The following is a 25,539-nucleotide window of genomic DNA, read 5'->3' as shown; positions in this document are numbered from 1 at the left end:
ATGTCGACAGGTTCCGAATCCGAGGCGCTCGAGGAAAACGTGCGAACCGACACGGCGAACGCGGGGGACGGGCGGACCGAAGCCGATCTCGAGGACCTGCTCGGCGAGGCGATCCTCGCTCGAGACGACCACGTCAACGCGCCGGGGATCGTCGTTCGGCCCGACGAGGTTACGGGCGTTCTCGAGACGCTTCGCGAGCGGGCCGATTTCGACCACTGTGCGTGCGTCACCGCCCAACAGTATCAAGATCGATTCGAGACGATCTACCACCTCCGGTCGTACGCCGATCCGACCCGAGAACTGAGCGTCGTCGTTCCGACGGCGATTGACGATCCGGTCAGCGAGTCGGCGTCGTCCGTCTACACGACCGCGGAGTGGCACGAACGCGAGGCCTACGACCTCGTCGGGATCGAGTTCGAGGACCATCCCGACCTGCGACGGATACTTCTACCCGAGACCTGGCAGGGCCACCCGTTGGCGCGAGAGTACGATCAGACGAAGCCACAGGTCGTCACGCTCACGGAGCACGCGAACCCGATCGCGGGCGACGAACGCGACCCCGAATCGGAGACGATGTTCCTCAACATCGGTCCCCACCACCCCTCCACGCACGGGGTCCTCCACGTCAAGGCGATCCTCGACGGGGAGACGGTCGTCGACGCCGAGCCCGACATCGGCTACATTCACCGCTGCGAGGAGCAAATGTGCCAGCAGAGTACGTACCGTCACCAGATCATGCCCTACCCTGATCGCTGGGATTGGGTCTCCTCGGGCCTGCTCAACGAGTGGGCCTACGCTCGAGCGGCCGAGGATCTGGCTGATATCGACGTCCCCGAATACGCGCAAGTGATCCGAACGATGGGTGCAGAGCTCTCGAGGATGGCCTCGCACTTCATCGCGCTTGGCACCTACGCCCTCGACGTCGTCGGCGAGTTCACCGTCGCCTTCCAGTACGCGATGCGCGACCGCGAACTGATCCTCGATATCCTCGAGGAACTCACCGGCCAGCGGATGATGTTCAACTACCTCCGACTCGGCGGCGTGGCCTGGGATCTGCCCGAACCGCGCGAGGAGTTCGTCCGACGAACCCGGGACCTCCTCGCGGAGTTACCCGCGAAGATCGACGAATACCACGACCTGCTCGTCGGGAACGAAATCTTCCAGATTCGCTGTGTCGACACCGGCGTCCTCGAGCCCGACGTCGCGAAGGACTACGGCTGTACCGGCCCGGTCGCCCGCGGATCGGGCGTCGACTACGACCTCCGTCGGGACGATCCCTACGGCTACTACCCGAACCTCGAGTGGGACGTCGTCACCGAGGACGACGGCGACAACTACAGCCGCGTCCTCGTACGGATGCGAGAGGTCGAAGAGTCCGCCAAGATCGTCGCACAGTGTCTCGACTTACTCGAGGAGTGGCCCGTCGACGAACGGGACGTGCAGGCGAACGTGCCCCGAACCCTGAAACCCGACGCGGATTCGGAAATCTACCGCGCCGTCGAGGCCGCGAAGGGCGAACTCGGGATCTACATCCGTGCGGACGGAACGGAGACGCCGGCGCGGTTCAAGATCCGAAGCCCCTGTTTTTCGAATCTCTCCGTACTTCCCCAACTCGCTCGAGGGGAGTACGTCGCCGACCTGATCGCCTCGATCGGGAGCCTCGACTGTATCATGGGCGAAGTCGATCGATAGCGATGGGCCTCGAAACGCTTCGACGTAATCGAAATCCTGATAGTCTCTAATCGGATGATATACCGACCGTACCCCTAAAATATGGTCGCGCCGTATATCCGGAAATGCCCCACCAATCGCGCTATATCTACGCGTTGGGATTCCTATTTATCGTCGTCGCGGCACTTCAATCGATCCTCGAGGTAGCCGGTGGTGGGGACGCGCTGGTCGCGGTGATCGATTTCATGCTGATCAGCTTTCCTGGATTTCTGTTTCTGTACGTCGGCAGCTGGCTGTCGCGCACCGACCTCGATCCCGACCTCTATCCGCGAATCGTGGGCTGGTGTCTCGCCGGTATCGCCGTGATGTTCGTCTTTCTCGTCCTGCGGATCGTCCACCCCAACGTCGCCGCTTCGTTCACGTTCGGCGAACGCGCGATCGCACTCGCGCTCGGATCCGTCGCGGGACTCGGGATCGGAATTCTCGAGGCGCAGGCGCTCACCCGCGAACAGGAAGTCACCCGGCGAAACCAGGAACTACACCGAACGCAGGCACAGCTCGAAGACGCGAATCAGCGGTTGAAAACGTCGAACGAACGATTGGATCACTTCGCCTCGGCCGCCTCGCACGACCTCCAGGAACCACTGCGAATGATCTCGAGGTATCTCCAACTGCTAGAGAGCCGATACGCCGACGACCTCGACGAGGACGCCGAGGAGTTCATCGGGTTCGCGGTCGACGGAGCAGACCGAATGCACGTGATGGTGAACGACTTGCTCGAGTACTCGCGGATCGAAACGCAAGGGAATCAGTTCGAGCCCGTCGATCTCGACGAACTACTCGACGATGCACTCACGAACTTGCGGATCAGGATCGGCGAGAGCGACGCCGAGATCACGAGGGACCCCCTTCCTCGCGTTCGGGGCGATGCGAGTCAACTCGGCCAACTGTTCCAGAACCTGTTGAGCAACGCGATCGAGTACAGCGGCGACGACCCACCACGAATTCACGTTTCGGCAAAGAAGAACGGCTCCGAATGGGTGATTTCGGTCCGCGACGACGGGATCGGGATCGATCCCGACAACCAGCAACGCATCTTCGAGATCTTTCAGCGACTCCACGCCGTCGACGAACACGCCGGATCCGGGATCGGACTCGCGCTCTGTCAACGGATCGTCGAACGGCACGACGGGAGCATCTGGGTAGAATCGACCCCTCACGAGGGATCGACGTTCTCGTTTACTATCGCTTCCGATCTTGAAACGACGCGTTCGGCGGAACCTGGGCCGGAAACGTAGCGTACGAGGGCGTTCGGATACGTTGAACATTCGCGATTCACCGAAACGACGCGCTCAAGGAGCCCGCTATCGGAAACGAACGAGGAAGCTGAGTCCGCTATGAGCCGATCAGTCGTCGCCGTCGTCGTCGACGATCACTTCGACCGGTTCGTCGTCCTGAACGTCTTCGGCTTCCTCTGCGGAACCGCTCGCTTCCTGCTGATAGAGCAGGGCACCGGCGACGAGGACGACGACCCACGATCGCCAGTTGGCGAGGTTCAGGGTGTAGCCGACGCCGAAGGGCTTCTCGACGAGCATTCCTTCGCCCGGTTTCCAGTACGAGGAGAGCATCCGGCCGATACTTGGACGTTCGAAGTTGTACGGTACCCCGAGGATCTCTCCGGAGGTCGGCTTGTCTACCATGGACGGACGTACGGCCTCGCCTGATAAGAATATTGTGTGACCTTCTCGCCCTCGAAGAATCCTCGCTTCGTCGAAACCTACTCGAACGTCGCCCGCTCGAGTGCAACCTCGAGGCCCGAGATCAGCCCGCGTTCCATCGCTTCGACGGAAAGACTCGGTTCCCCGTCGTCCCGCTGGGCGGCCTGTTCGTGGGAGAAGGGAACGTGGACGAAGCCCGCGTCGAACGTGTGGGCGTTCGCGTCGGTTTCGGCGAGGTGGCAAGCGGTGTACAACAGGTTGTTACAGAGGTGGGTTCCGGCGTCGCTCGAGAGCGCAGTCGGAACGCCGTCCTCGACCATCGCCGCCTTCATCTTTCGAAGCGGGAGCGTCGCGAAGTACGCCGCCGGACCGCTTTCGACGACGGGTTCGTCCGCCACCTCCCGCCCTGCGTTGTCGGGAATCTCCGACGCCGTCGTATCCCGGCAGTTGATGCCGACGCGCTCGAGCGAGAGGGTGTTCCGACCCGCGGCGAGGCCGAGCGAACAAACGATGTCGGGGTCGTAGGTTGCGAGGGCGTCCTCGAGTTGCGCTCGAGCCCGGTCGAACGTGACGGGGAGCACCGTCCCGACGACCGCGGCGTCTGCGATTTCGGTTCCGTCGAGTCGCTCCGCCAGTCGTTGGGCCGGGTTCGTCTCGAACTCGCCGAACGGTTCGTAGCCGGTGAGAAGGACTGTGCTCATGAGTCGTCTAGTGGTTTCAGGCTCGAGGAGTGAGAGAAACGTTCCGATTCGAACATCGATATCCGTTCCGGATCCACCGAATACACCGATACATCTAATACATTCGATGACAACCTATCTACATGCCGATCGATATCGAGACGTTCGAATCTACCGCCGAGGATCGACTCGCCAACGGTGGCGAGACGAATGCCGAGCGGGTCATGCAGTTTCTCGCGGCCCATCCAGACCAGGCGTTTACGCAAAGTGAGATCCGCGACGCGACCGGTGTGAAAGCTGGTAGTATCAGTGTCGTCCTCTCTCGCCTTGAGGACCGGGGTCTCGTTCGACACAAAGGCAAGTACTGGGCACTTGGCGCAGACGAAGAGATTGCAGCGTACGCGAGTACGCTCGAGAGTACCCGCACTGCGAACGATCGCTTTGGCGAGGAAGACATGGACGAGTGGCTGGAACACGCCGTCGAAGACGAGGATCAGAAATGAGCTATCAACGAGGGGACGTTGTTTGGGGACCTGACCCGTTCAAATCGACAGAAAACCCTCGTCCGTGGCTCATCAACAACGATACACACCCGTTCGGCGAGGAGCAATACATGACGGTCACACTGACAACGACGCCACACGATGGCACCGTTCCGATAGATTCTGCTGACTGGATAACTGGTGGCATGCCTAAACAGAGTTACGCGTCGCCGTGGTCGACTGCATCTCCGAAACACGCTGCGATCGTTCGTCGACAGGGTCGTCTGTGCGAGACGTTCGTACAGACCGTTATCGAGTCCATGCAGGCGTATCTCGCTCCACCGACAGACATTCAGTAACGACTGCTTTTTGGAGACTACCTACGACTCCGAAACGTACCGTCCGCGTCCTTCGACGTCCTCGAGTCGCTCGAGAACTCGCTTTTCACCCTCGTCTCGATACCCCGCCCGAAGCGCTTCCCGGAGCGGGTCGGGGTCGTCTGCGGTACCGACGAGACTCTGATCGAAGACGTGGATGTCCATCGCGTAGTCCTCGACGTGGTCCGTGTGGTAGCCGAGACCGAAATCGATCAGAGAGGTTCGATCCGGTCGCCGCTCGCGGTCTCCGTCCGTTCGCTCGTTCGCCGTCGCGGTCTGTCGCCCGACGCGGACGTTTCGCGTCGTCGGGTCGCCGTGGACGAATCCCGCCCGGTGGATAGTCGCGAGGTGGCGACCGACGTCGCGAACGCGCTCAGCGGTCAGAGACTCCCGGAGGTCCGACTCGCCGACGTACTCGAACTCAAGCGTTGCTTCCGTGGTATCGACATCGGTGAGAACGGGCGTCGGAACTCCCTCGCGTCGGGCCAGGTTCGTCAGCCGGGCTTCGATTCGCGTCCGCTCGCGACGCAGTCGTTCGTCGAGTTCCGGGTGACGGTAAGACTTCGACCGGCGGTTCTTGGTCACCCGACCGAGATCGCCTCGATCGGGCTCGAGGGTCACGAGCGCCTCGGCACCGCGAACGTCGCCGGCGTCGTCTGCGAAGCCCTCGATTCGGTCGGAAGGCCCGCGCCAGGTGACCGGCACCTGGTCTGGACGGAAGTTCGGATCGACGTGCGAGTCCTCGAGTTCGAGCGTGTCGCCCGCCTCGTACATCTTCGCCCCGAGAACGGCGATCATGCCGGCGTTATCCTGCAGGAATCGCGGGTCGGGCGCGTGGAAATCAGCCCCGCGCTGCTCGCACATCTCCTCGAGCATCTCCCGAAGGCGCGCGTTCTGCCCGACGCCGCCGCCGAGGACGAGTTCGTCGCTACCGGTTAGAGACAGCGCGCGCTCGGCGACTTCGGTGAGCATCGCGAAGATGTTCTCCTGCAGGGAGTAGCAGATGTCCTCAACGGCAGCCTCGTCGTCGTACCGCTGTTTCGCGGCGCTCATGATTCCCGAAAACGAGAAGTCCATCCCTTTGACGACGTAGGGGAGGTCGACATACTCGCCGTCTTTGGCCGCGGCCTCGACCTTCGGCCCGCCGGGGTGATTCCAACCGACGTGTCTGGTGAACTTGTCGATGGCGTTGCCGACGCCGGTGTCCATCGTTTCCCCGAGCACGCGGTATCGACCGTTCCGATAGGCTAGCAAGTGAGCGTTCGCCCCGCTCGCGTTCAGGCAAACCGGGGAGTCGAACCCGGAGGTGTGCCTGCCGATCTCGAGGTGGGCGACCATGTGATTGACGCCGATCAACGGCACCTCGAGCGTCTGGCTCAACGCGCGGGCCGCGGTCCCGACGATTCGAAGACAGGGACCGAGGCCGGGGCCGCGGGAGAAGGCGACGGCATCCACGGGCGGCGAATTCGATCGCCCTTCGGTCGACTCCCGTTCGTCCGCAGTTTCCTGCAGTTCCCGCGCGTGCTCGAGGGCCGCCTCGACCACGCGCGGAATCGCCTCGTGCATGTGCTCTGCAGCTTCTCGAGGATGGATGCCGCCGCTTTCGGGTTCGTAGGCGTCGCTCTCGATGAAGACGCCGTCAGAAGTGGCGTTTTCGGCACCGGCGGCGGCCGCGTCGCTCGTCAGGTGACCATCCGAAGAAATGTCCGCGTCGGCGTCGGAATCGTAAACGGCCGCACTGGCCGCCCAGGCGGTGCCCTCGATTCCGAGGATTCGCATTCGTTATTCCCACTCGGTGTAGCCGCACTTGCCGCAGTGCTGGCGGTCACCGTGGTCGGCGAGGAAGGTATCGCCACAGCGCGGGCAGCTTTCGCGATCGGCCGAGCCGTCGTCGTTGTAGACTTCGTGTCGGGACATTTATGCTTCCTCCGCTTCCGCTTCGGCGGCTTCCTCGTCCTCCGCGTCGGCGACGATCTTGTTGCGCTCGAGCATGTGGTCCTGTTCGACGTCTCGAGCGAAGTCTGCGGTTTCGTAGACTTTCGCCTGTCCGACGGTCTTTCGCATCCCGAACTTGGTGTCGAGCTTGCGGATAACGACCTCGCCGGCCTCTTTGTTCAGTTTCGCTGCGAGACTGTCACGGACCTGGAGACGAGACGGCGTGGCCTCGTCGTGGGTCAACTCGAACGTGACGTCCGTTCGGTGCAACATGGGATTCTCCGTTTCGGAGATGATGTCGACGTCCATGATATCACTCAGTTGCTCTAGTATCCCCGTGTAGCGCCTAAAAGGATTTCGAAGCGGGGGACGAGACGGGTGGGTCCCTTCTCTCACAGGTTTTCGCCGTGACTGGTTCGTTCCAGTCGCAGCCATGCCCTAACCGGCTGCGCTAAAGCGACCAGACGACCAGTCCTCGCGGCGTCCGCGTTTCGAGTTCGTCCGGCCACTCGAGCTCACATCGCTCCCACGAGTCGCCGAAGTCCTCGCTTGCGAACAGTCCCTTGTTGTTCACCCCGTAGACGACGCCCGGCTCGCCGGTCGTCTCGAGGACCGTCCGGACCACGCCGTCACCTGATGGAAGGCCGCGTCCGCCGAGTCGTTCCCACGGCGTTCCGTCTCGCTTTCGGTAGACGTGAGCGTCGCCTCGATGTGCGGTGTGGGCCGTCGTTGCGCCGCTCGCACTCGAGACGAGCACCGAGTCGGGGTCGCCTGGATCGACGGCCAGTCCCCAGCAGTAGCGGTGCTCGAGTCCCTCCTGTGGTTGCGACCACGATTGGCCGCCGTTCTCGCTCTCGGCGTAGCCGTCGCCCGCGGCGGTGTAGACGCGTCCCTCCGCGTCGGCGTGGACCGCCAAAGTGTGGTTGTCCCGTTTCGAGCCCTCGGGCCGTTCGTGCCACGTTTCCCCGCCATCGGTGCTGAAGACGAACGCCCCGGCTTCGATCCCGACGTAGAGTCGGTCCGGGTCGAACGGATCGACCTCGAGCCAGCGAACGTGGTGGGTGCTCGGCCGCGGCGGGAAGAACCACTGTGGCTCCGAGGGAAGGTCGTCGACGCCCTCGAGTTCCGCCCACGTGTCTCCGCCGTCTTCCGACCGGTAGACGCGACTGGGTTCGGTCCCCGCGTAGAGCACGTCCGAGTCGTGGGGGCTGATCGCGAGCGACATGACGGCTTCGTTGCCGCCGTGGGCGTCGCCGTCACTGCCGTCGGTTCCGCCGAGTTCCGGTTCGCTTCCGTCGTGTCTCACGAACCCAGTTTCAAGGCGGTCGAATGTCTCGCCGCCGTCCGTGCTCCGGAAGAGGCCGTTTTCGAACGTCCCGACGAAGACGCGGTCGGGCGCGTCGGCCGAGGCGGCCACGCACTCGAGGTCGTAGTCCTCGAGTCGTTCGGTGACGCGCCACTCCTCGTCCGGGATTTCGACGGTTCCGTCACTGTCCGCCCGTTCGCAGACGAGCAGTCGATCTCGCATCGCGGCGTACGCTCGAGTCATGCCGGTCGATACGGCGGCGAGCGTGAGAAGTGTTCGGCTCTCACGTTGTCGCTCCGTTCGCTTCGAACTCGTCGACGTAACCGTCGAATTCCACGGTTTCCGGGGGAGTCACCGCGACGATCCCGTCGCGGGGGCGCTTTCTCGCTCGGAACCGCTCCCGGCGACGATCGTGGACATGAGTCGAGCTTCGATCCGTCGGAGGTGTTGTCCGACGGTTCCCGGCGAACAGCCGAGTTTGGCAGCGATATCTTCGTAGGTCACCCGTCGTGGCTCCTCGTAGTATCCAGCTTCGACGGCGAGTCGCAACACTTCCCGCTGGCGATCCGTGAGGTCGGCGAACGCGCGTCGGTCGGTGGGTTCGTAGCTTCCGAGGCGCTCGATTTCGACGTCGATCGTCGATCGCGTTTCTTCGATCAGTCCCCGTAGCTCCTCCTCGGGGCCGACCTCGGAGACGCGGAGCCACCGGTTCTCGGGTCCCGTGTACTCGAGGGGATAATCCAACAACACGGCGTACCGCCGGTGGATGTCGAGCAATTCTCGCGTGAGATCGCTCGGTTCGTAGTGCAGTTGGAGGATCGTCCCGGTGCCGACTCTCGTGAGTTGGAAGTCGATGACGTTCGAACCCCCCTTCTCGAGGTAGCGCCGGACATCCCCCTTACCGCCGCGAAGTTCCTTTCGCATGATGACGGTATCGTCGGTGAGCCGGTCGATGTCCTGAATCGTCTCGAACGTAATTCCCCGCTCACGCAACCGCTGTTCTCCCCGATCGAAGTATCCCTGGTGTGGCTTGAGAACGTATGTCACATACCGCATGCGATTAGCGTACAATGCTACCAATGATAACCATTACGAATTCCCAACTGAACGAAAAACGATCTTTCACCGTACTACTTCCGCTCCGTTAACGGTGGAATGCTCCCGCTCCGGTACCGGAAGGACGGTAACCCGCAAAGTAGCGATCCGATTCATACGACGACTGTAGGCAAGTACCGGCACACCCGCGACCCGCCTTCGGGTGCGGCTAAATAGTTCACCAGACCGTATCAGTCGTCGTCCGTCGGTGCCGTAACGGGATCGACGCGTTCGCCTCGAGGCCCCTCGAGATCCACGGCTGGCAGCAGATCTCGGAGATATCGGCCCGTGTGTGAGGCGTCGAGTCGAGCGATCTCTTCGGGCGTTCCCGTCGCGACGATCTCGCCGCCGTGTTCGCCGCCTTCGGGGCCGAGGTCGATGACGTGGTCGGCGTTTTTCACGAGGTCGAGTTCGTGTTCGATGACGGCGATCGTGTTGCCGTTGTCGGTCAGGCGGTGAAGCACGTCGATCAGCTTTCGCTCGTCTTCCGAGTGAAGCCCCGTTGTGGGCTCGTCGAGCAGGTACAGCGTCTCGCCCGAATCCTTCTTGCCGAGCTCCTCGGCGAGTTTGATCCGCTGGGCCTCTCCGCCGGAAAGCGTCGTCGAGGGCTGGCCGAGTTTCATGTAGTCCAGCCCGACGTCTTTCAGGAGTTTGAGCCGACGACGGATCTGGCTCGAGGACTCGAAGAAGTCGTGGGCCTCCTCGACGGACATCTCGAGGACGTCGGCGATCGTCTTGTCCTTGTAGGTGACGTCCAGCGTGGCGTCGTTGTACCGTGCTCCACCACACTCCTCGCAGGGGACGTAGACGTCCGAGAGGAAGTTCATCTCGATCTTCACCGTTCCCTGGCCGCCGCACTCCTCGCAGCGGCCGCCTTTGACGTTAAAGGAGAACCGCCCCTTCTCGTAGCCGCGCTGTTTCGAGAGTTTGGTCTCGGCGAACAGCTCGCGGACGTAGTCGAAGACGTTCGTGTAGGTCGCCGGGTTCGACCGCGGCGTTCGCCCGATCGGCGACTGGTCGATCAGCCGCACGGTCTCGATTTCCTCGAGCCCCTCGAGCGAGTCGTGCTCACCCGGAATAACGCTCGTGTTGTCGTTCATCTGTCGGGCGAGTCCCTTGTAGAGAACGTCGTGCATGAGCGTCGACTTTCCGGAGCCCGAGACGCCCGTGATCGCGGTGAAACAGCCGAGTGGAATGTCGACGTCGAGGTTGTCAAGATTGTGCTGGCGAGCGCCGAGAATGGTCAGCGCACCCTCGGGATCGCGTCGTTCTTCGGGCACCGGGATCGCCCTGCGTCCGGAGAGGTAGTCCCCGGTGATCGACTCCTCGCAATCTTTGAGCTCCTCGACGGGGCCGTTGACGACGACCTCGCCGCCGCGCTTGCCCGGGCCGGGCCCCATGTCGATCACGTTGTCGGCCCGGCGCATCGTCTCCTCGTCGTGTTCGACGACGATCAGGGTGTTCCCAAGGTCCCGAAGCTCTTCTAAGGTGTCGAGCAGTCGGTCGTTGTCCCGCTGGTGGAGCCCGATGGAGGGCTCGTCGAGGACGTAGAGTACGCCCACCAGCCCCGAGCCGATCTGCGTTGCCAATCGAATGCGCTGGTTCTCTCCGCCGGAAAGCGTCGAGGCCTCCCGATCGAGCGTAAGGTACTCGAGGCCGACCTCGCACATGAATCCGAGGCGGGCGCGGATCTCCTTTAAAATCTCCTCGGCGATGACCTTCTCGCGTTCGGAGAGGTCGGCTTCCATCGATTCGAAGTGGCCGAGCGCGTCGCCGATGCTCGCGGCGTTGATATCCGTAATCGTCGTGTCGTCGACCAGCACGGCACGCGAGGCCGGCTTGAGACGCGTTCCGTCACAGGCCGGACACTCGGTGACGCTCATGTAGTCCTCGATGTGCTCTCGAGTCGAGTCCGAGTCGGTCTCGAGGTATCGGCGATCGAGGTTCGGGATAACGCCTTCGAAGCGCTTTCGCTTGCGCCGGGTGCCGTTTTTCGTCCGGCGCTTGAACAGCACCTGCTCGTCCGTGCCGTAGAGAAACGCTTGCTGGACGTCTTCGTCGAGTTCTTCGAACGGCGTCGACAGCGAGACGTCGAAATGCTCGGAGACGGCGTCGAGTCTGGTCTGGTAGTACGAGCGGTTGTAGCTCCAGGGTTCGAAGACGTTTTTCAGGGTCTTTGTCTCGTCCTGAACCACGAGATCCTCGTCGACCTCCTTGGCCTCGCCGAGGCCCTCGCACTCGGGACAGGCGCCGTGGGGCGAGTTAAACGAAAAGCTCCGCGTCTCGATCTCGGGAACGTCGATCCCGCAGTGGGTACAGGCGAGATCCTTCGAGAACTCGACGACAAGCCGGTCGTCGTCGCCGGCTTCGTCGCCGAGCGCGCCGGTCGAGCGCGATTCGGAACCGAGCTCGATGTCTTCGGGTGCATCCGGCAAAATCACTTTCATGACGCCGTCGGCTTCCTCGAGCGCCGTTTCGACGCTGTCGATGATCCGTGGCCGATTCTCCGTCGAGACCGAGATTCGGTCGACGATCACGTCGACCGTGTGGTCGAAGTTCTCGTCGAGGTCCGGGTTCTCCAGGCTCAGATCGTGTTCCTCGCCGTCGACTTCGACGCGGGCGTACCCCTCAGAGACCAGTTCGTCGAATAAGTCCTCGAAGGCACCCTTCTGGTCGCGAACGACGGGTGCCGCGAGCTTCGCCTTCGTTCCCTCGGGAAGCTCGAGGATGCGTTCGACCATGTTCTGGGCGCTTTGCTCGCCGACTTCGCGGCCGCATTCGGGACAGTGTGGCGTGCCCACGCGGGCGTACAGCAGCCGGAGGTAGTCGTGCAGCTCCGTGACGGTCCCGACCGTCGATCGCGGGTTGTTCGCGGCGTTTTTCTGGTCGATCGAAATCGCAGGGGAGAGGCCTTCGACGGTCTCGACCTGCGGTTTGTCCATCTGCCCGAGGAAGTTTCGGGCGTACGCCGAGAGGCTCTCGATGTACCGACGCTGGCCTTCGGCGTAGACGGTTTCGAACGCCAGCGAGGATTTGCCCGACCCCGAAAGGCCGGTGACGACGGTAAACGACTCGCGGGGAATCGAGACGTCGAGGTCCTTGAGGTTGTGTTCCTCTGCACCCCGCACCTCGATGTACTCTTTGCTCATCTAGACGTTGGCAACTGCCCCAGAAATGAAGGGCTGTCGGTTACGGGATCGGCCGGAGTGAAAGTGAACGTTGAACCGGCCGTACTGACCGTCGCTGTAGCTATCAAGTAGCGACACGCGTCGCTCTTTCCCCTCGTTTCGTCGGCCTGCAAAATACGTTAAAACGTCGTCGGTTCCAGCAACTCTTCGAGAAGAATCTCTTCACAGACCGACGGTACCTGCGGCTGAATCGCGGATTCGCTCGAGTCGACCGTGTGACCCGTTTCGAGATGATGATCGAGCGCCTGTTCTGACCGTTCTCGCGCGGTGTAGCCGTCCGTTTCGTGGACGGACCACTCGCAGTTATGACAGTACTTCATCGTGATTGTCGTTGGGTCGGTTACCCCCTCGAATGCCGACTTCGACGCCCTCGTCGTTCACGACGACCACCGTGTGACCGCGATAGGCGAACGTGATTCGTCCGGTGCGCTGGTGTGTAGTGGTCGTCGGATCGAACAGTGAATCCAGTGCACTGGTGTTGACGACGGTGTGAAGCGGCGGCGAGACGTCGACCGGATCGATCCCCTCGTGAGCGGCGACCTCCTTGACGATTTGTACCGACACCGAATCTTGCGGATTTTCATCCTGTGGAGGGTGGGTTACCATCATCAGAATAAGGCCGTATAGACGTATAAGGGCTGTGAACAATTCCATCTCGTTATGCCAGCAGAGAAGATCAATTCTGGTTAGCGACCACTGTGAAAAATCGGGGTTATGACGGTCGGGGCGTCCTACGATTCGTCTGATCCATCTACCAACGTCGAGCCGAAATGATTGAACGGTTGCGAGTACTCTTCTCGAAGGATTTCGGACATTTCTATCTCGAGGCCGAGGTCGTCTAACTCCTCTGCAACCGTTTCGATACTCTTGGCATCGAGACAGACGATTTCCACGTGGAGGTTTCGTTGTCCGGTGAGTAGTTCTCGAACGTTGACCACTCCGTCGATTTCGGTCGCCTCCCTGGCGAACTCCGTACGTTCTGCGATCGGGGCCGTACAGACGAACAGAATGTGGTGTGGAACGCCCGCTTCCTCGTAATTGATCTTCGGTTGACAGTCCTGAAGGATCCCTTCTTCTTTGAGCTGTCGGATCCGATTCCCGACGGTGCTCGAGGAAACGTCGATCTTTTCGGCGATATCCCCGTGGCTGAGGTTCGTCCGCATCTCTTGTTGCAGGAGGTAGAGAATAGCTCGGTCCGTTTCATCGAGTTCCATGGCATCCAGTTCGAGTGCTACCATGTTGGGTTTTTTCCAACTTCTCGTTCCGTAGTCGCTCGAGCGCGCCGTTCCTGAGCGATCACTCTCAAATCTCCCCCCGGAGAACGATCTCCTCGCCGACCGACTCGAGCATATCCTCGGTCACGGTGTAATCCTCTCCGTCCGTATCCTCCATTCCGATTTTCGAGAGCAGTTGCTCGAGCATGCTCGGATTCGGATCGACGAACGCGGTGTCGTCCTCGACGCTCGAGACGATTCCCAGCGTCTTCCCCTCGGCGTCGACGACTGCTTTGCCGACATCGTCGTCGGTGAGTGGAGCGGTCATACTGGATGTAACGAAACTATCCGGATAAGCCTGGACCCGTCGTGTTCCAGCATCGTTTCAGCAATAGCACCGTTTCAAATCAGTATCATTCCAATCCAGCGTCGTTTCAGCGCCGAACGCTGGCTCCGCCTCGAGGTTCGATACGTCAGCTTTCGTCGGCCGATTCCGGGCCCGGAACGATCGTCATCGGGGTTGTCGTCAGTTTGGAAAGTCGTTCGGTCGTACTGCCGATTATCGCCCCCGTCAGTCCGCTCGTTCCGCGCTGGCCGACGACGAGCAGGTCCGCGTCGATCTCCTCGGCGTACTCGAGGATGGTGTCAGTCGGTTTCCCTCGCAAGACGTCGACGCGAATCTCGAGGTCGTCACCGTCGTAGGCCCCGCGCGTCCCTTCGACCAACCGGTTCGCGGCCTCGTTGAGTTCGCCGACTTCGTCGACGCCGAAGGACATCGGCGACGTCGTCGTTTCGACGACGGTGAGCACGTTGACGATCGCGTCGGTGCTCTTCGCGAGATCGATAGCGTGCTCGAGGGCGTTCTCCGCGGAATCGCTGTCGTCGATTGCGACGAGAATGCGGTCGTACATTGTGGATCTGACTGCTGTCCGTCTATCGTTTGTCAACCGATATAAACGATGTCGCTTCTATCGCTTCGGTTACTCCTCGCTCGCTTCGTCGGCTTCGTGATCGACCGCCTCGAACAGTCCGTCGAAATCCTCGGGCAACTGGTTCCGCGCTTTCTCGAGGTTCCCCGGTGGCGTGTCCTCGGCGATGACCGCCATGATCTGTTGGGCGTGGTAGTTGGCGTCGGAGCGATCGACGCCTTCGCGCTCGGCGACTCGATCGAGGAACTCCGAGTAGTCAAAGCGCTGTCCGTGCTCGGCTTCGGTGAGGTACCGATCGATCTCCATCGGGAGCGGACTGGCGAGATCGGTCGCCTCGCCTTCGTGGAGTCGCTCGCCAAGCGTCGTCAGGGTTGCCCGGATCGCGCGGACCGCCTCGCCAAGCTCTGCGAGCTCGAGCCTGTGTTGGACCTGTCCGGTGAATTCCTTGTAGTTCATCCGTCGCTGGTGGTCACACCGCCAAGCGGTATATAGCGCAGGGGCGGGCTCCACTGGCTGGATTCGACCCGCGGATCGGCCGCTTGCATCTCCGAACCGAAACTCGAGTAGCTCGCTCGAGCACGCGATATGCAGGGAAAACTGGGACAAGGGTTGATATCGTATGATTTTTGATGTGATTTATACTCGTCGCTACGAACTACAAACTCCCGACGTGACGGCGGGGGGACCCGGTCCACCCCTGGAATCCGTCGTCGAGCACCGCCCACTGAGAGGGGATACCTCACCGATCCCGGACAAGGTACACTCTTTATCGTTCGGGATAGTCGGGATAACATGAACGACGAGTACGATGTGGTGATCGCCGGCGCAGGCCCCGCTGGGGCCCAGTGTGCGCGCGATCTCGCGGCGCGGGGCTACGACACAGCCGTCCTCGAGACGGAGGTCGAAGACGAGTTCCCGCGACAGTCGAACAAATCGACCGCCGGCACCTTCCCGTCGATGATGTCCGCGTTCGGGATACCCGACGACGTCGTGATGAACTACACCGAGAACGTGGTCCTCGAATCGCCCAACGACTACTACGTCCGACAGCAGCCGGGCGCGGTCCTCGAGTTCGCCGACTTCAAACGCTATCTGGTCGCGGACAGTCAGGAGGAGGGTGCCGAGTACATCTTCGACGCCCACGTTACGGAACCGATCACGGAGAACGGGACACCGATCGGCGTCCGATACAACGGTTCCGAGGAGGTGTACGCCGACGTCGTGATCGACGCGACGGGGCCGAGCGCACCGCTCGCGAAGAAACTCGGGGTCAGCGAACTCGAGCGTCAGAACCACGCCATCGGGATCGAGTACGAACTCGAGGGGATCGAGATCGACCGACAGGGGTACGCGGATCTAACGGACGCGATGATGCTTCGACTGGACCACGACCTCGCACCCGGAGGGTACTCGTGGATCTTCCACACGGGCGAGGACACGGCCAAGGTCGGCCTCTGTTACATCCAAAACGACAGCCACCAGAACTACGCGCGGGACGATTTCAGCATCGACGACTACCTCCAACACTGGCTCGACACCGACCCGCGGTTCGCCAACGCTTCGAGACTCGAGGGGAAACAACACCGCGGCTCGGCGCACATCCAGATGCCGGGGCAACTGTACACGGACCGATTCATGGCCATCGGCGATACCGTTCCGACCGTCGACCCGCTCTGGGGTGAGGGGATCAACAAGTGCATGCGCTCGGGCCGGGCCGCCGCGACCGCGGCCGACGCCTGTCTCAAACACGGCGAACTCGAGCCGACCGCCGAGAACCTCGAGGTCTACGAGACCCTCTGGCATCGAGACGTCGCACCTAACATGGATTCGCGACTTCTGATGACGGAACTGCTCTATCTCGCGTCGAACGATCGCTACGATCAGCTGATGGCGGATCTCTCGAGTCTGGACGAGGACACGCTCGCGAAGGCTAACAAAGGGAGCAAACGCGCAATTCTACAACTGCTGACTCCCGGCGATCTTCCGTTGCTCGCGACGTTCGCCCGGCAGCGTCTCGGCCGGTAGTCGCGCCGTTCGAACGACTCGCGGTTCTCTCCTGCTGATTCTCCGTTCTTCCCCAACATCCTCACTCAATCGAGCCTCCGTCGACGACTTCTGGTTCACCCCAGTCCGTTTCGTCTTCCACGAATAGTTCGAGCACCAGAAGCGAGAGTGTGAAGGGAACGATTCCGAACGCGATCATCTCGAGCGTTCCCGGATTAGTGACGACGAACGCGTCGCCTGCCCACCCGCCGGCGAACAACTGCTGGACGGTCTGGAAGGCGACGTGAAAGCCGATACACGCCCAGACGTCGCCGGTGATGGCTCGGATCAGCCCGAGCACGGCGGCCACTGCGAGGAAGATCACGACGCGTTCGACCGTGGGCGCGGCCCCGATGGCGACCGCCCAGAGGGTAAACAGGACCGCCTGACCGCCTACTGCCAATCGCTGTGGAAACGCGATAGCGAGGTTTCGATAGAGGTATCCGCGGAACACCAGCTCTTCGGGAAACGCCTCGTAGAGAAACACGAGCACCATCAGGCTGGCGACGAGCAGGAGTAGCTCGCTGAGGGATGTCCCGAGGGTAATTTCGACCCATCCGAGCGCCACGACTGCCGTCAACCCGACGGTCGCGGGGAGCAGGTAACACGCCGTGCCGATCAGGAACGACCGCCAACCGGAACGAAGCGGGGAGAGTCCCAGCCCGGCCCACGGGCGTCGGTCGAGAGCGCGGCGGGCCAGTACGACCACCGGAACGGTTAGGACGGTGGCGAGGACGGCCGACACGACGTGTCCGGCACGATCGTAGCCCGCGCCGAAGGCCGCTCGGCTCACGTACTGGATGACGAGCCAGATCACCGTTACGGCGACGAACATGGCCGTAATTCGCCAGAACAGCGAGAGGCGGTGACCGGCAACATCCTGGGGTCGGTCTCCGCCGGAACCATCCGTTCGGACGTGACGCGAATCAGTCATCTCGAATCACTTTCGTTCGATATCGGCTCTGCAACGAGTCGTTCGGATCCGTTCGAGCAGACCTCCCAACGGATCCGACGGGTTGTTTCCGCTCTCGGCCGTTCTCGTCCTTGGCCGTTTCCGCTCTTCGACGTTCCCGGTCGAGCCCTTCGTTCGGCCCGGGGCGATTCGGCGGTGTAATCGTGAAACGCGCATTTGGGTTTTGGGGTTAGCTCAACACCGCTCGATTGAATCGGTAGTAGCCGATTCCGAGCGGGACGATGATCCACGCTGCGACGAACACCCAGGCGAACCAGGTCTCGAGGTAAAACGGGACGTCGCCGGCGATTCGATCGGCCGTCGAAACGGCTTCGACGCCCGGGATGTCAACGAGTGCGCTCGAAATCGCGCCCAAGGGCTCCCAGACGCCGAATCGTTCGATGAGAAGGTACCACGCGGGAAGGTCGGTGGCACCCGGAAGCTCGCGCTCTAGGAGCCAGTAGATCCCCATCGGAACGGCCCACCAGATCCAATCGAAGACGACGTAGATGCCGAGGACTCCGGCGACGGCCTTCGCACGCGTGCTGACGGCCGCGGAGACGCCGACCGCCACCGAAACGTACACGAGTCCCATGAGGATCGAGAAGGCGAATAGTCCGACGTAGTCGGCGACAACGAAGCCGTCGTAGAGGAGACCGATCACGACCGCGCCGACGAGAAAGCCGATCGCCGTCGGGACGGCGACGACGGCGGCCCGTCCCAGAACCTTTCCGACGACGACGTCTCGGCGGGTGTTCGGAAGCCCGAGAAGGAATCGGATACTTCCGGACTCGCGTTCTTTGACGATCGCCTGATAGCCGACGACGAGTCCGATAACCGAGATCATCAAGGTCATCCACGTGAACATGAAGCTCATCGCTTCGTCGAATCCGGGTGCCGGTCCCTCGCCCGGGATGTGAAGGAGGTGCGGTATCGCCGAGATTCCCGCGACGGTCAGAATCATGAGGACGGACAGCGCCCACAGCATCATCGATCGAATCGCGTCCTCGAAGTCCTTGCGGGCGACGTGGATCCAGCTCATGCGCTGCTTTCCTCCTCGGTGACGACGGTCTGCTCGCGCGGCGGGCTATCGGCCGGTGAGTGGGAATCGTTCGTGAACGCCGCGAACAGGTCCTCGAGCGACGCCTCCTCACTCGTGATGTCCGTGACGACGGCCCCGGTTTCTTCGACGGTGTTGATGACCGGCGCCTTCCGCCTCGAGTCGGTCAGTGCGGCGGAGATCGCCGTGCCGTCGACGGACACGTCCGTGACTCCCTCCAGCGACTCGAGCGCGGGGACGACGCCGTTCTCGACGGCGTCGACGGTCACGATCAATCGAGAGTCGGCCGCGAACTGGTCTTTGAGCGCATCGATGGTGTCTTCGGCGACGAGCCGTCCGTCGCGCATGATCCCCACGCGATCGCAGATCGCCTCGACCTGCTCCATGATGTGGCTCGAGAAGAAGACCGTCGTTCCGCGTTCGTTCTCCGACCGGATGATCTCGCGCATCTCTCGGGCGCCGTTTGGATCGAGTCCGGAGGACGGTTCGTCGAGGACGAGCAGGTCGGGATCGCCGACGAGCGCCATCGCGAGCGCGACGCGTTGTTTCATCCCGGTGGAGAACCCGCCGGCTTTTCGGTCGGCCGCGTCGGCGAGCCCGACGCGCTCGAGAAGGGAGTCGGGATCGTCGTCGGCTCCTTTCGTGTCGACGGCGAACTGGACGTGCTTTCGAGCGGTCAGGCGCTCGTACATCCCGAAATCTTCGGGAAGCACGCCGATCGACTGCCGAACGGCGAGCGATTCGCCCTCGATGTCGTGCCCGAGTACCGTTCCGGATCCCGACGACGGCGGCGTGAATCCGAGAAGCATGTTGATCGTCGTCGACTTCCCGGCACCGTTCGGCCCGAGGAAGCCGTAAATCTCCCCTTCGTGGACCTCCAGATCCAGGGAGTCGACCGCCGTTATGGTCCCGAACTCTCGAGCGAGTGCTTTTGTGTGAATTGCCTGCATATTCCACCGGTAGTTTTCCGATCGGCAAATAGGTTGCTACTTCCCCTCTGCATCTTCCTCAGACGGCGGAATTTCTCGTTCGCAGCCACTTCGAGAACGCCGCTCTCGACTCGAGAGGTCCCACTCACTTCCACGGAGGTGGGTAAAAAATCTCCGTCTGTGTCTCGAACGTAATCGACGGAAACGAACGACCGCTCGGTCACTCCGCCGACGAGTCCAGCAACACTCGAGAGATCACAATTTCGTCGATCGTCTCTCGAGTCTCCGCGGGCGCGTCGTCCTGGCCCAGATTGATCTTCCTAATGTGTGCGCCGGTGATCAGGTCGTCGATAATTCTCGCCGTTCGAACGGGATCTACGTCGGTAAAGACTCCCCGATCGATTCCGTCCCGTATGATCTCGGTCACGTGCTCGATGTATTCGTCGGATATCTGGTTGATGAGTTCTCGATGATCTGGGTTGTGGTGGGCCTGAGATTGGATATCGTAGATTACGGTCATGAACATCCAAAATTCGTCGTCGTTCATGTTCGACCCGAGCAGTATATTGTCGATCTCTTCGCTCAATTTCGCCACCGGATCGCTGTCCGACGATTCGAGCGGCTCTTCGTCGAACTCGAGGAGGTACAACAAGAGCTCCGTTATCAGTTCGTCTTTTCCGTCGAAATAGTGGTTGATGAGCTGTCGACTTTTGCTGAACTCGGCGTCGATATCTCGAACTCCGAGATCCGCGTAGCCTTTTTTGTACAGCGCGGCGACCGTCGCTTCGATGAGTTCTTCGTACGTGTCGTCCGGAATCGACGGAGAGTGTGAGGTCGTCATTTCGTGGTCGGTAGTACCGGGAGGTAACTGCTGAAGCGACTTGAACGGTTCACCTGACTCGTCGTCCGGCGAAACCGTCGCGATAGACGCGCTCGCCACGCGAGAGGACGATTTCACCCCGCCACACCTCTATTGAGTGCTCCCGGAGACCTCGAGTCCGCTCCGGTCGAATCGCCGCCGACGAACCGCGGCGTCTCGCACGGCTACACCTGCTCGGGCAACCATCCGCCGTCGACTTCGACGTTCTCGCCGCTCACGTACTCGTTTTCGGGATCGAGGAAGAAATACAGCGGTCGGATCAGGTCCTCGAAGCTCGCGGGCCGCCCTCGAGGCAACTTCTCGGGAAATTCGTCCGAATTTTCGACGACGTACGGCGAGATGGCGTTGACGGTGATCCCGTCGTCCTGCGTGTCGGCGGCGAGCATTCTCGTGAACTGGAGGACGCCGGTTTTGGCGACGAAGTACGGGAAGTTCTTCGGATTCACCATGGCCCGATCGCTCGAGGCGTAGCCGACGTTGACGATTCGGCCGTAGCCGGCCTCGCGCATTTCGGGGAGGACCCGCTTCGAACAGAGGGCAGTGCCGTTGAGGTTCGTCTCGAGCACCCGATTCCACGTCTCGAGGTCGATCTCTTCCCAGTGGGATGGCGCGAAGTCGCCGACGTTGTTCACCAACACATCGACCGAGCCGAGTTCCGATTCGACGGCCGAGACGAGTCCGTCGACGGAATCGGGGTCGGTGACGTCTCCCTGCACCGTCATCGACTCGGCCGCGCCGCGTTCGCTGGCGGCGGCCGCAACGCCTCGAGCCTCGTCGGCGCTCGTGTGGTAGTGAACGGCAGTTTTCGCGCCGCATTCGGCAGTCGCTAGCAGAAGTTCCCGTCCGACACCTCGCCCGCTGCCGGTGACGAGGACGACCTGGTCCGTGAGATCCGGTCCGTTCATACGCCTCGTCCGCTCGCTGGTGGGTTAGAAGTATTGCATTCGGCTACTGGGAAACGGGGGCGGCGAGTAACTGCGTTCTCGATCCGTTCGCCGTTTTCGGTCCGTTCGCCGTTTTCGGTCCGCTTCTCGAGTCTCGGACCCAGTTACCGGGTCTGGGAATTCAGAGCGCCGCGTCTCGAGTATTGAACCGCGTCACGAGTTGACTTCGTGTCTCGAGCGCGCGCCGTCGGCGCTCGCGACCCTCAGTACTCGATAGTCAGTTAACGTTTAAGCGGGTGGGGTGAGTTTTCGGTTGTATGTCGCTCGATACGATTTTATTAGCCGTCGGTCCGACCGACTCCGACCGAATCGATGCGCTCGCACAGACTGTCGTCGATGTCGCTGCACCAGCGGATGCAACGGTCGTTCTCGCACACGTTTTCACGCAAGACGAGTACGAAGAAGTCTGTAGTCGACTCGACTTCGATCAGTCGCGCGAAGACTTCAGCGCTGACGATGTCGCAAGCCACCACGCAACGATCCGCGATCTCGAGAGCGTGCTCTCGGATCACAACGTTTCCTACGACGTCCGCGGTGCGGTCGGCGACCACGGCGAGACGATCGTCAACCTAGCGGAGACCGTCGACGCCGATCGAGTCGTCGTCGGCGGGCGGAAACGATCCCCGGCCGGCAAGGCGGTGTTCGGCTCGACCGCACAGGACATCCTGCTGTCCTCGCCGGCTCCGGTCACGTTCGTCCGCGGCGACGACTGATACGGATTACTGTACCGATTTACCGGCGGTGAGTCGAACCGTGTGAGACGAGCCTCGGTGGAGGAGCGGAGCGAGTCCACCGGCGCAACCGCGTCCAGTCCTGCGGTTGTGTCGGAAATGACTGACAGTAAACCGTATGACTCCTTACCACCGTCCAGCTCTGCGTTTCCACTCCCGTTCTTGAACCCGCTCGGGGACGTGTCGCTTCCCGTCGACGAGTTCGCGCCGCACTCGTCGCTCGAAGTCGACGGTCTCCGCGAGCAAGGTTCCCTGAAAGTCCTCGAGGACGTCGTACGACCAGCGCTCGTCGTCGACGACGCCCCGGTGTAACAGTTCGTCGCGGATCGTGTCCGCGAGCGTCTCGTTGCCGGATTCCCTGAGAAGGATCTCCGCACGGCGGAGGTGATCCATTCCGTGTCCCGTCGCGTGATGGAACTCGATTAGGTACCCCTGGCCCCGCTGAACCCATTCCAAACCGAGTTCGACCTCGTGGAGCGCCTCGAGTTCCGCGTCGGTGCAGCTCGTGGCTCGATCGCTCGGTGTATCGTCTGTGGCCATGTGTGTATATTTGTTGTTTGTTACCATGGGTCTGGCGGTAGGCGCTCCGAAACGACGCGTTCGAGCACTCGATTCGTGAGATTGACTCACTCGCTCACGAGTAAACTGGTAACTTAAGTAACGCCGCGGCTGTCAATACGATAGGAATGGTCTACTACGCGGGCGTCGATCTCGGCGCGACGAACGTGCGTGCGGTCGTCGCTACGGATGACGGAACGATCATCGGTCGGAGTCAGGGCGCGACACCGCGGGGCCCGACCGGGATCGACGTCACCGAAGGGATTCTAGCGACGGTACGAAACGCGTGTGACGAAGCGGGGATCGACCCAGAACAGGTCGTCGCCGCCGGCATCGGTTCGATCGGTCCGTTCGACCTCGCCGAAGGGACCGTCATCGACCCGGCGAACCTTCCGAACACCATCGATCGCATCCCGTTGACGGGTCCGATTTCGAAGCTCCTCGAGACCGAGGAGGTGTATCTCCATAACGACACCGCGGCGGGAGTCATCGGCGAGCGCTTTCACGCGGATCGAAATCCGGACGACATGGTCTACGTCACGCTCTCGTCGGGGATCGGGGCCGGCGTCTGCTGCGACGGGAAAGTCCTCGACGGGTGGGACGGCAACGTCGGCGAGATCGGCCACTGCGTTATCGATCCGCGGGAGCGCCTCACCTGCGGTTGCGGCCGGGACGGCCACTGGGAAGCCTACTGTTCGGGGAACGCGATCCCGGACTACACCCGACTGCTCGCCGAAGACGACCCGACGATTTCGACCGATCTCCCGCTTGAGGACCCCGATTTTTCCGCGAAAGACGTCTTCGATCTGGCCGGCGAGGACGAACTGGCCGACTACACTATCGAGCAACTCGCCCACTGGAACGCCATGGGCGTGACGAACATCATCCACTCGTTCGCACCCATCCTCGTCTCCTTCGGCGGCGCCGTCGCGTTGCACAACGAGGAACTCGTCGTCGACCCGATTCGCGAACGCGTCTCGGAGATGGTGATGACGAACGTTCCCGAGATTCGGGTCACCGATCACGGCGACGACGTCGTCGTCGAAGGTGCCATCGCGAGCGCGCTGACGGCCGGAACCGGAGACCGGCGCCGGCTCGAGAGCGATTGAGACGAGGACAGCGGAACTGAGATGAGCGTGCGGGACTGAGACGAGGACGGCAGAACTGATGATGGCGCGGAACTAGGGTGAGAACGCTGGGTGCGCGACGACACCCTTTTTCCACTCGGGGTATCCGTCGAGGTTCGCGAGTCAATGACCGCGTTTGCGAGGCGGTGCATTATTGGTCGCAGCGCCCGGCTTTGACAGTATGCGAAGACGAACCGTCCTGCGGGCGACCGGCGGCGCGGGACTGTCCTTCTCGGTCGCCGGCTGTCTGTTCGACACCGGCCCTGAGGACGTTTCTGAACCCCTCTACGAGCCCCTCGATAGCACCTCGCTCGAGGGTGCCGCGGAAGCCGTGGTCGGCGACGACGGCGAGACCGCCTACGTAGCAAGCGTCGACGGGTTCGCAACCGTCGACGTGACCGACCCGGAAGATCTAACGGTGCTGGTCGAGCCGAAGAACCTCCTCGAGGACGAAAACGCGGGCGAGTTCGAGGGCGAACCGTTCTTGGACATCCTCGACGTGAAAGTCGGCAACGAACGACTCGTGGTTCCCGGCCCGGCGAACGAGGGGATGGGAAACGTCTTTCACGGCTTTCTGGTCTACGACGTGAGCGATCCCGCGGAGCCGGCTCTCGCGGCCGAACCGTACGAAACCGGCTATCACATCCACAACTGCTTCGTCGACGGCGACCTCCTCTACGTGGTCGCGAACTACGTTACCGACGACTCGAGCGCCGGCGGCGGTTCGACTCTCGACGACAGCATCGCTGACGCGCCGACGAACCCGCTCGTCGTCTTCGACATTTCGGGAGACAGCATCGAGGAGATCGGGCGCTGGTCCCTGCTCGAGTACGACCCGGAGTGGGCGGACGTCGACTGGATCCTCCGTTATCTCCACGACGTGTACGTCCGCGACGACCTCGCGGTGCTCGCATACTGGAACGCGGGAACGTTCTTGCTCGACGTGAGCGACCCCGCCGACCCGCAGTTCGTCTCGAGGCTCCTCGATACCGACCTCGAGACGCAACTCGAGTACGATACCCGATCGGAGATCAGCGACGCGCAGCTCGGACTGCCCGGAAACGACCACTACTCCGCAGTCGACGACACCGGCGAGATACTCGCGATCGGCCGAGAGAGCTGGGAGACCGGTCTCGAGGGGGCGACGGGCGCAGGCGGTATCGATCTCTACGATCTGTCCGATCCGACCGATCCGATTTATCGGTCGACGATCGACGCCCCAGAGGGGTACGACGAATCGTACGACGGCGAACCGTGGACGACCTCGCACAACTTCGAGTTGCGGGACGGGGAGCTCTACTCGTCGTGGTACGAAGGCGGCGTGAAGATCCACGACCTCTCGGATCTCGAGTCCCCCGAGGAAGTCGCCTGGTGGCGCGAGCCGATGGACGCCTCTTTCTGGACTGCTCGCGTGCTCGAGCCCGGCGAGTCGTTCGTCGCGAGCACCACTGCCTACACGAACACGGACGGGCCGGAGAGCGGGCTGTACACGTTTCCGATCGAGTCCGGTGAACAGGCCGATCCCCCGTCGCTAACCGACTCGGACGTCTTCGATTCGGACGACGAGTGACCGTCGATTCGGACGACGAGTGACCGTCGATTCGGACGAGAGTGGCCGTCGATCGGACGAACGATGGTCGATTCGACGGCTCGAACGAATCAGCCGCCGAAACCTTCACTATCGTTCGGACGCAGCGGAACGTATTCTTTCCTCGAGACA

General features: G+C 61.9%; 28 protein-coding genes. 8 read left to right on the top strand and 20 right to left on the bottom strand.

Annotation, left to right across the window (positions count from 1 at the left end; all coding sequences use genetic code 11):
* Both ACZ5C7_RS05910 and ACZ5C7_RS05905 read left to right on the top strand, forming a co-directional pair.
* Positions 1–1,692 (top strand): NADH-quinone oxidoreductase subunit D, encoded by a 1,692-nt coding sequence (locus ACZ5C7_RS05910; protein ID WP_464375425.1) that lies wholly within the window; start codon positions 1–3, stop codon positions 1,690–1,692.
* 104 nt (positions 1,693–1,796) lie between these two features.
* Entirely contained in the window at positions 1,797–2,969 is a 1,173-nt protein-coding gene (locus ACZ5C7_RS05905; protein ID WP_464375424.1) for a sensor histidine kinase, read from the top strand.
* Between the two features lie 108 nt (positions 2,970–3,077).
* Here the strand turns inward: ACZ5C7_RS05905 and ACZ5C7_RS05900 are convergent, their stop codons facing one another.
* The gene (locus tag ACZ5C7_RS05900) at positions 3,078–3,371 is read right to left on the bottom strand and encodes a DUF5808 domain-containing protein (RefSeq protein ID WP_464375423.1); all 294 of its coding nucleotides are present in this window, start codon (positions 3,369–3,371) and stop codon (positions 3,078–3,080) included.
* Positions 3,372–3,448: 77 nt separating this feature from the next.
* Entirely contained in the window at positions 3,449–4,090 is a 642-nt protein-coding gene (gene pcp / locus ACZ5C7_RS05895; protein WP_464375422.1) for a pyroglutamyl-peptidase I, read from the bottom strand.
* A gap of 122 nt (positions 4,091–4,212) precedes the next feature.
* Here pcp and ACZ5C7_RS05890 point away from each other — a divergent pair, with 122 nt between their 5' ends.
* Together ACZ5C7_RS05890 and ACZ5C7_RS05885 are read left to right on the top strand one after the other, a co-directional pair.
* The gene (locus tag ACZ5C7_RS05890) at positions 4,213–4,572 is read left to right on the top strand and encodes a MarR family transcriptional regulator (protein WP_464375421.1); all 360 of its coding nucleotides are present in this window, start codon (positions 4,213–4,215) and stop codon (positions 4,570–4,572) included.
* Entirely contained in the window at positions 4,569–4,910 is a 342-nt protein-coding gene (locus tag ACZ5C7_RS05885; protein WP_464375420.1) for a hypothetical protein, read from the top strand. Before ACZ5C7_RS05890 ends, ACZ5C7_RS05885 begins: the two co-directional genes overlap by 4 nt.
* A gap of 21 nt (positions 4,911–4,931) precedes the next feature.
* On the opposite strand, the gene ACZ5C7_RS05880 is transcribed toward ACZ5C7_RS05885, so the two are convergent.
* The 12 genes from ACZ5C7_RS05880 to ACZ5C7_RS05825 all read right to left on the bottom strand — a co-directional run bounded on the left by ACZ5C7_RS05880 (position 4,932) and on the right by ACZ5C7_RS05825 (position 15,051).
* Positions 4,932–6,707: a bifunctional N(6)-L-threonylcarbamoyladenine synthase/serine/threonine protein kinase gene (locus ACZ5C7_RS05880; protein ID WP_464375419.1), complete on the bottom strand. Its 1,776-nt coding sequence runs from the start codon at positions 6,705–6,707 to the stop codon at positions 4,932–4,934.
* Between the two features lie 3 nt (positions 6,708–6,710).
* A complete protein-coding gene (locus ACZ5C7_RS05875) occupies positions 6,711–6,845 on the bottom strand; it encodes a 30S ribosomal protein S27ae (protein WP_464375418.1) in 135 nt (44 codons plus the stop codon).
* Positions 6,846–7,172 carry a 30S ribosomal protein S24e gene (locus ACZ5C7_RS05870; protein ID WP_464375417.1) on the bottom strand — a complete coding sequence of 109 codons (327 nt, stop codon included), beginning with the start codon at positions 7,170–7,172 and terminating at the stop codon, positions 6,846–6,848.
* 142 nt (positions 7,173–7,314) lie between these two features.
* Positions 7,315–8,412, bottom strand: a complete 1,098-nt coding sequence (locus ACZ5C7_RS05865; protein ID WP_464375416.1) for a WD40/YVTN/BNR-like repeat-containing protein — start codon at positions 8,410–8,412, stop codon at positions 7,315–7,317.
* Positions 8,413–8,520: 108 nt separating this feature from the next.
* A complete protein-coding gene (locus ACZ5C7_RS05860) occupies positions 8,521–9,225 on the bottom strand; it encodes a helix-turn-helix domain-containing protein (RefSeq protein ID WP_464375415.1) in 705 nt (234 codons plus the stop codon).
* Between the two features lie 230 nt (positions 9,226–9,455).
* A complete protein-coding gene (uvrA, locus tag ACZ5C7_RS05855) occupies positions 9,456–12,413 on the bottom strand; it encodes an excinuclease ABC subunit UvrA (RefSeq protein ID WP_464375414.1) in 2,958 nt (985 codons plus the stop codon).
* 158 nt (positions 12,414–12,571) lie between these two features.
* On the bottom strand, positions 12,572–12,772 hold the full coding sequence (locus ACZ5C7_RS05850) for a hypothetical protein (protein WP_464375413.1): 201 nt from the start codon (positions 12,770–12,772) through the stop codon (positions 12,572–12,574).
* On the bottom strand, positions 12,756–13,058 hold the full coding sequence (locus tag ACZ5C7_RS05845) for a HalOD1 output domain-containing protein (protein WP_464375412.1): 303 nt from the start codon (positions 13,056–13,058) through the stop codon (positions 12,756–12,758). The genes ACZ5C7_RS05850 and ACZ5C7_RS05845 overlap by 17 nt, the downstream gene beginning before the upstream one ends.
* A 125-nt stretch (positions 13,059–13,183) precedes the next feature.
* Positions 13,184–13,690: an Lrp/AsnC family transcriptional regulator gene (locus ACZ5C7_RS05840; RefSeq protein WP_464375411.1), complete on the bottom strand. Its 507-nt coding sequence runs from the start codon at positions 13,688–13,690 to the stop codon at positions 13,184–13,186.
* Positions 13,691–13,754: 64 nt separating this feature from the next.
* Positions 13,755–13,994 carry a hypothetical protein gene (locus ACZ5C7_RS05835; protein WP_464375410.1) on the bottom strand — a complete coding sequence of 80 codons (240 nt, stop codon included), beginning with the start codon at positions 13,992–13,994 and terminating at the stop codon, positions 13,755–13,757.
* Positions 13,995–14,139: 145 nt separating this feature from the next.
* A complete protein-coding gene (locus ACZ5C7_RS05830; RefSeq protein ID WP_464375409.1) occupies positions 14,140–14,577 on the bottom strand; it encodes a universal stress protein in 438 nt (145 codons plus the stop codon).
* A 69-nt stretch (positions 14,578–14,646) separates the two neighbouring features.
* Positions 14,647–15,051, bottom strand: coding sequence for a DUF2267 domain-containing protein (locus ACZ5C7_RS05825; RefSeq protein ID WP_464375408.1), 405 nt, complete (start codon positions 15,049–15,051; stop codon positions 14,647–14,649).
* 336 nt (positions 15,052–15,387) lie between these two features.
* Between ACZ5C7_RS05825 and ACZ5C7_RS05820 the strand changes: the two genes are divergently transcribed.
* Entirely contained in the window at positions 15,388–16,620 is a 1,233-nt protein-coding gene (locus ACZ5C7_RS05820) for a digeranylgeranylglycerophospholipid reductase (protein ID WP_464375407.1), read from the top strand.
* Positions 16,621–16,681: 61 nt separating this feature from the next.
* Here the strand turns inward: ACZ5C7_RS05820 and ACZ5C7_RS05815 are convergent, their stop codons facing one another.
* The 5 genes from ACZ5C7_RS05815 to ACZ5C7_RS05795 form a co-directional block, all read right to left on the bottom strand.
* Positions 16,682–17,572, bottom strand: coding sequence for a lysostaphin resistance A-like protein (locus ACZ5C7_RS05815; RefSeq protein ID WP_464375406.1), 891 nt, complete (start codon positions 17,570–17,572; stop codon positions 16,682–16,684).
* Between the two features lie 208 nt (positions 17,573–17,780).
* Positions 17,781–18,632, bottom strand: coding sequence for an ABC transporter permease (locus ACZ5C7_RS05810; protein ID WP_464375405.1), 852 nt, complete (start codon positions 18,630–18,632; stop codon positions 17,781–17,783).
* The gene (locus ACZ5C7_RS05805) at positions 18,629–19,600 is read right to left on the bottom strand and encodes an ABC transporter ATP-binding protein (RefSeq protein WP_464375404.1); all 972 of its coding nucleotides are present in this window, start codon (positions 19,598–19,600) and stop codon (positions 18,629–18,631) included. Before ACZ5C7_RS05805 ends, ACZ5C7_RS05810 begins: the two co-directional genes overlap by 4 nt.
* Positions 19,601–19,799: 199 nt before the next feature.
* A complete protein-coding gene (locus ACZ5C7_RS05800) occupies positions 19,800–20,519 on the bottom strand; it encodes a TetR/AcrR family transcriptional regulator (RefSeq protein ID WP_464375403.1) in 720 nt (239 codons plus the stop codon).
* Positions 20,520–20,623: 104 nt separating this feature from the next.
* Positions 20,624–21,364, bottom strand: a complete 741-nt coding sequence (locus tag ACZ5C7_RS05795) for an SDR family NAD(P)-dependent oxidoreductase (protein WP_464375402.1) — start codon at positions 21,362–21,364, stop codon at positions 20,624–20,626.
* 296 nt (positions 21,365–21,660) lie between these two features.
* On the opposite strand from ACZ5C7_RS05795, the gene ACZ5C7_RS05790 reads away from it, so the two are divergent.
* Complete coding sequence (locus ACZ5C7_RS05790) at positions 21,661–22,116, top strand: universal stress protein (RefSeq protein WP_464375401.1); 456 nt, start codon at positions 21,661–21,663, stop codon at positions 22,114–22,116.
* Positions 22,117–22,260: 144 nt separating this feature from the next.
* On the opposite strand, the gene ACZ5C7_RS05785 is transcribed toward ACZ5C7_RS05790, so the two are convergent.
* On the bottom strand, positions 22,261–22,674 hold the full coding sequence (locus ACZ5C7_RS05785; protein ID WP_464375400.1) for a hypothetical protein: 414 nt from the start codon (positions 22,672–22,674) through the stop codon (positions 22,261–22,263).
* 146 nt (positions 22,675–22,820) lie between these two features.
* Between ACZ5C7_RS05785 and ACZ5C7_RS05780 the strand changes: the two genes are divergently transcribed.
* Together ACZ5C7_RS05780 and ACZ5C7_RS05775 are read left to right on the top strand one after the other, a co-directional pair.
* Positions 22,821–23,801, top strand: a complete 981-nt coding sequence (locus ACZ5C7_RS05780; RefSeq protein ID WP_464375399.1) for an ROK family protein — start codon at positions 22,821–22,823, stop codon at positions 23,799–23,801.
* A gap of 199 nt (positions 23,802–24,000) precedes the next feature.
* Positions 24,001–25,389: an LVIVD repeat-containing protein gene (locus ACZ5C7_RS05775; protein ID WP_464375398.1), complete on the top strand. Its 1,389-nt coding sequence runs from the start codon at positions 24,001–24,003 to the stop codon at positions 25,387–25,389.
* The last annotated feature ends 150 nt before the right edge of the window (positions 25,390–25,539 follow it).

This window comes from Halostagnicola alkaliphila (assembly GCF_055379965.1).
The sequence above is the reverse complement of the archived record's forward strand: the minus strand, read 5'-3'. Positions and strand labels throughout refer to the sequence as shown.

Bases quoted from the DNA above. Each gene is read 5' to 3' on its own strand.
- ACZ5C7_RS05845 (WP_464375412.1), bottom strand. From the start codon at position 13,058: ATGGTAACCCACCCTCCACAGGATGAAAATCCGCAAGATTCGGTGTCG.
- ACZ5C7_RS05840 (WP_464375411.1), bottom strand. From the start codon at position 13,690: ATGGTAGCACTCGAACTGGATGCCATGGAACTCGATGAAACGGACCGA.
- ACZ5C7_RS05780 (WP_464375399.1), top strand. From the start codon at position 22,821: ATGGTCTACTACGCGGGCGTCGATCTCGGCGCGACGAACGTGCGTGCG.
- ACZ5C7_RS05810 (WP_464375405.1), bottom strand. From the start codon at position 18,632: ATGAGCTGGATCCACGTCGCCCGCAAGGACTTCGAGGACGCGATTCGA.
- ACZ5C7_RS05910 (WP_464375425.1), top strand. From the start codon at position 1: ATGTCGACAGGTTCCGAATCCGAGGCGCTCGAGGAAAACGTGCGAACC.
- ACZ5C7_RS05900 (WP_464375423.1), bottom strand. From the start codon at position 3,371: ATGGTAGACAAGCCGACCTCCGGAGAGATCCTCGGGGTACCGTACAAC.
- ACZ5C7_RS05820 (WP_464375407.1), top strand. From the start codon at position 15,388: ATGAACGACGAGTACGATGTGGTGATCGCCGGCGCAGGCCCCGCTGGG.
- ACZ5C7_RS05905 (WP_464375424.1), top strand. From the start codon at position 1,797: ATGCCCCACCAATCGCGCTATATCTACGCGTTGGGATTCCTATTTATC.
- ACZ5C7_RS05815 (WP_464375406.1), bottom strand. From the start codon at position 17,572: ATGACTGATTCGCGTCACGTCCGAACGGATGGTTCCGGCGGAGACCGA.
- ACZ5C7_RS05865 (WP_464375416.1), bottom strand. From the start codon at position 8,412: ATGACTCGAGCGTACGCCGCGATGCGAGATCGACTGCTCGTCTGCGAA.
- ACZ5C7_RS05830 (WP_464375409.1), bottom strand. From the start codon at position 14,577: ATGTACGACCGCATTCTCGTCGCAATCGACGACAGCGATTCCGCGGAG.
- ACZ5C7_RS05835 (WP_464375410.1), bottom strand. From the start codon at position 13,994: ATGACCGCTCCACTCACCGACGACGATGTCGGCAAAGCAGTCGTCGAC.
- ACZ5C7_RS05790 (WP_464375401.1), top strand. From the start codon at position 21,661: ATGTCGCTCGATACGATTTTATTAGCCGTCGGTCCGACCGACTCCGAC.
- ACZ5C7_RS05870 (WP_464375417.1), bottom strand. From the start codon at position 7,172: ATGGACGTCGACATCATCTCCGAAACGGAGAATCCCATGTTGCACCGA.
- ACZ5C7_RS05805 (WP_464375404.1), bottom strand. From the start codon at position 19,600: ATGCAGGCAATTCACACAAAAGCACTCGCTCGAGAGTTCGGGACCATA.
- ACZ5C7_RS05890 (WP_464375421.1), top strand. From the start codon at position 4,213: ATGCCGATCGATATCGAGACGTTCGAATCTACCGCCGAGGATCGACTC.
- ACZ5C7_RS05775 (WP_464375398.1), top strand. From the start codon at position 24,001: ATGCGAAGACGAACCGTCCTGCGGGCGACCGGCGGCGCGGGACTGTCC.
- ACZ5C7_RS05875 (WP_464375418.1), bottom strand. From the start codon at position 6,845: ATGTCCCGACACGAAGTCTACAACGACGACGGCTCGGCCGATCGCGAA.
- ACZ5C7_RS05785 (WP_464375400.1), bottom strand. From the start codon at position 22,674: ATGGCCACAGACGATACACCGAGCGATCGAGCCACGAGCTGCACCGAC.
- ACZ5C7_RS05825 (WP_464375408.1), bottom strand. From the start codon at position 15,051: ATGAACTACAAGGAATTCACCGGACAGGTCCAACACAGGCTCGAGCTC.
- ACZ5C7_RS05850 (WP_464375413.1), bottom strand. From the start codon at position 12,772: ATGAAGTACTGTCATAACTGCGAGTGGTCCGTCCACGAAACGGACGGC.
- ACZ5C7_RS05860 (WP_464375415.1), bottom strand. From the start codon at position 9,225: ATGCGGTATGTGACATACGTTCTCAAGCCACACCAGGGATACTTCGAT.
- ACZ5C7_RS05795 (WP_464375402.1), bottom strand. From the start codon at position 21,364: ATGAACGGACCGGATCTCACGGACCAGGTCGTCCTCGTCACCGGCAGC.
- uvrA (WP_464375414.1), bottom strand. From the start codon at position 12,413: ATGAGCAAAGAGTACATCGAGGTGCGGGGTGCAGAGGAACACAACCTC.
- pcp (WP_464375422.1), bottom strand. From the start codon at position 4,090: ATGAGCACAGTCCTTCTCACCGGCTACGAACCGTTCGGCGAGTTCGAG.
- ACZ5C7_RS05885 (WP_464375420.1), top strand. From the start codon at position 4,569: ATGAGCTATCAACGAGGGGACGTTGTTTGGGGACCTGACCCGTTCAAA.
- ACZ5C7_RS05880 (WP_464375419.1), bottom strand. From the start codon at position 6,707: ATGCGAATCCTCGGAATCGAGGGCACCGCCTGGGCGGCCAGTGCGGCC.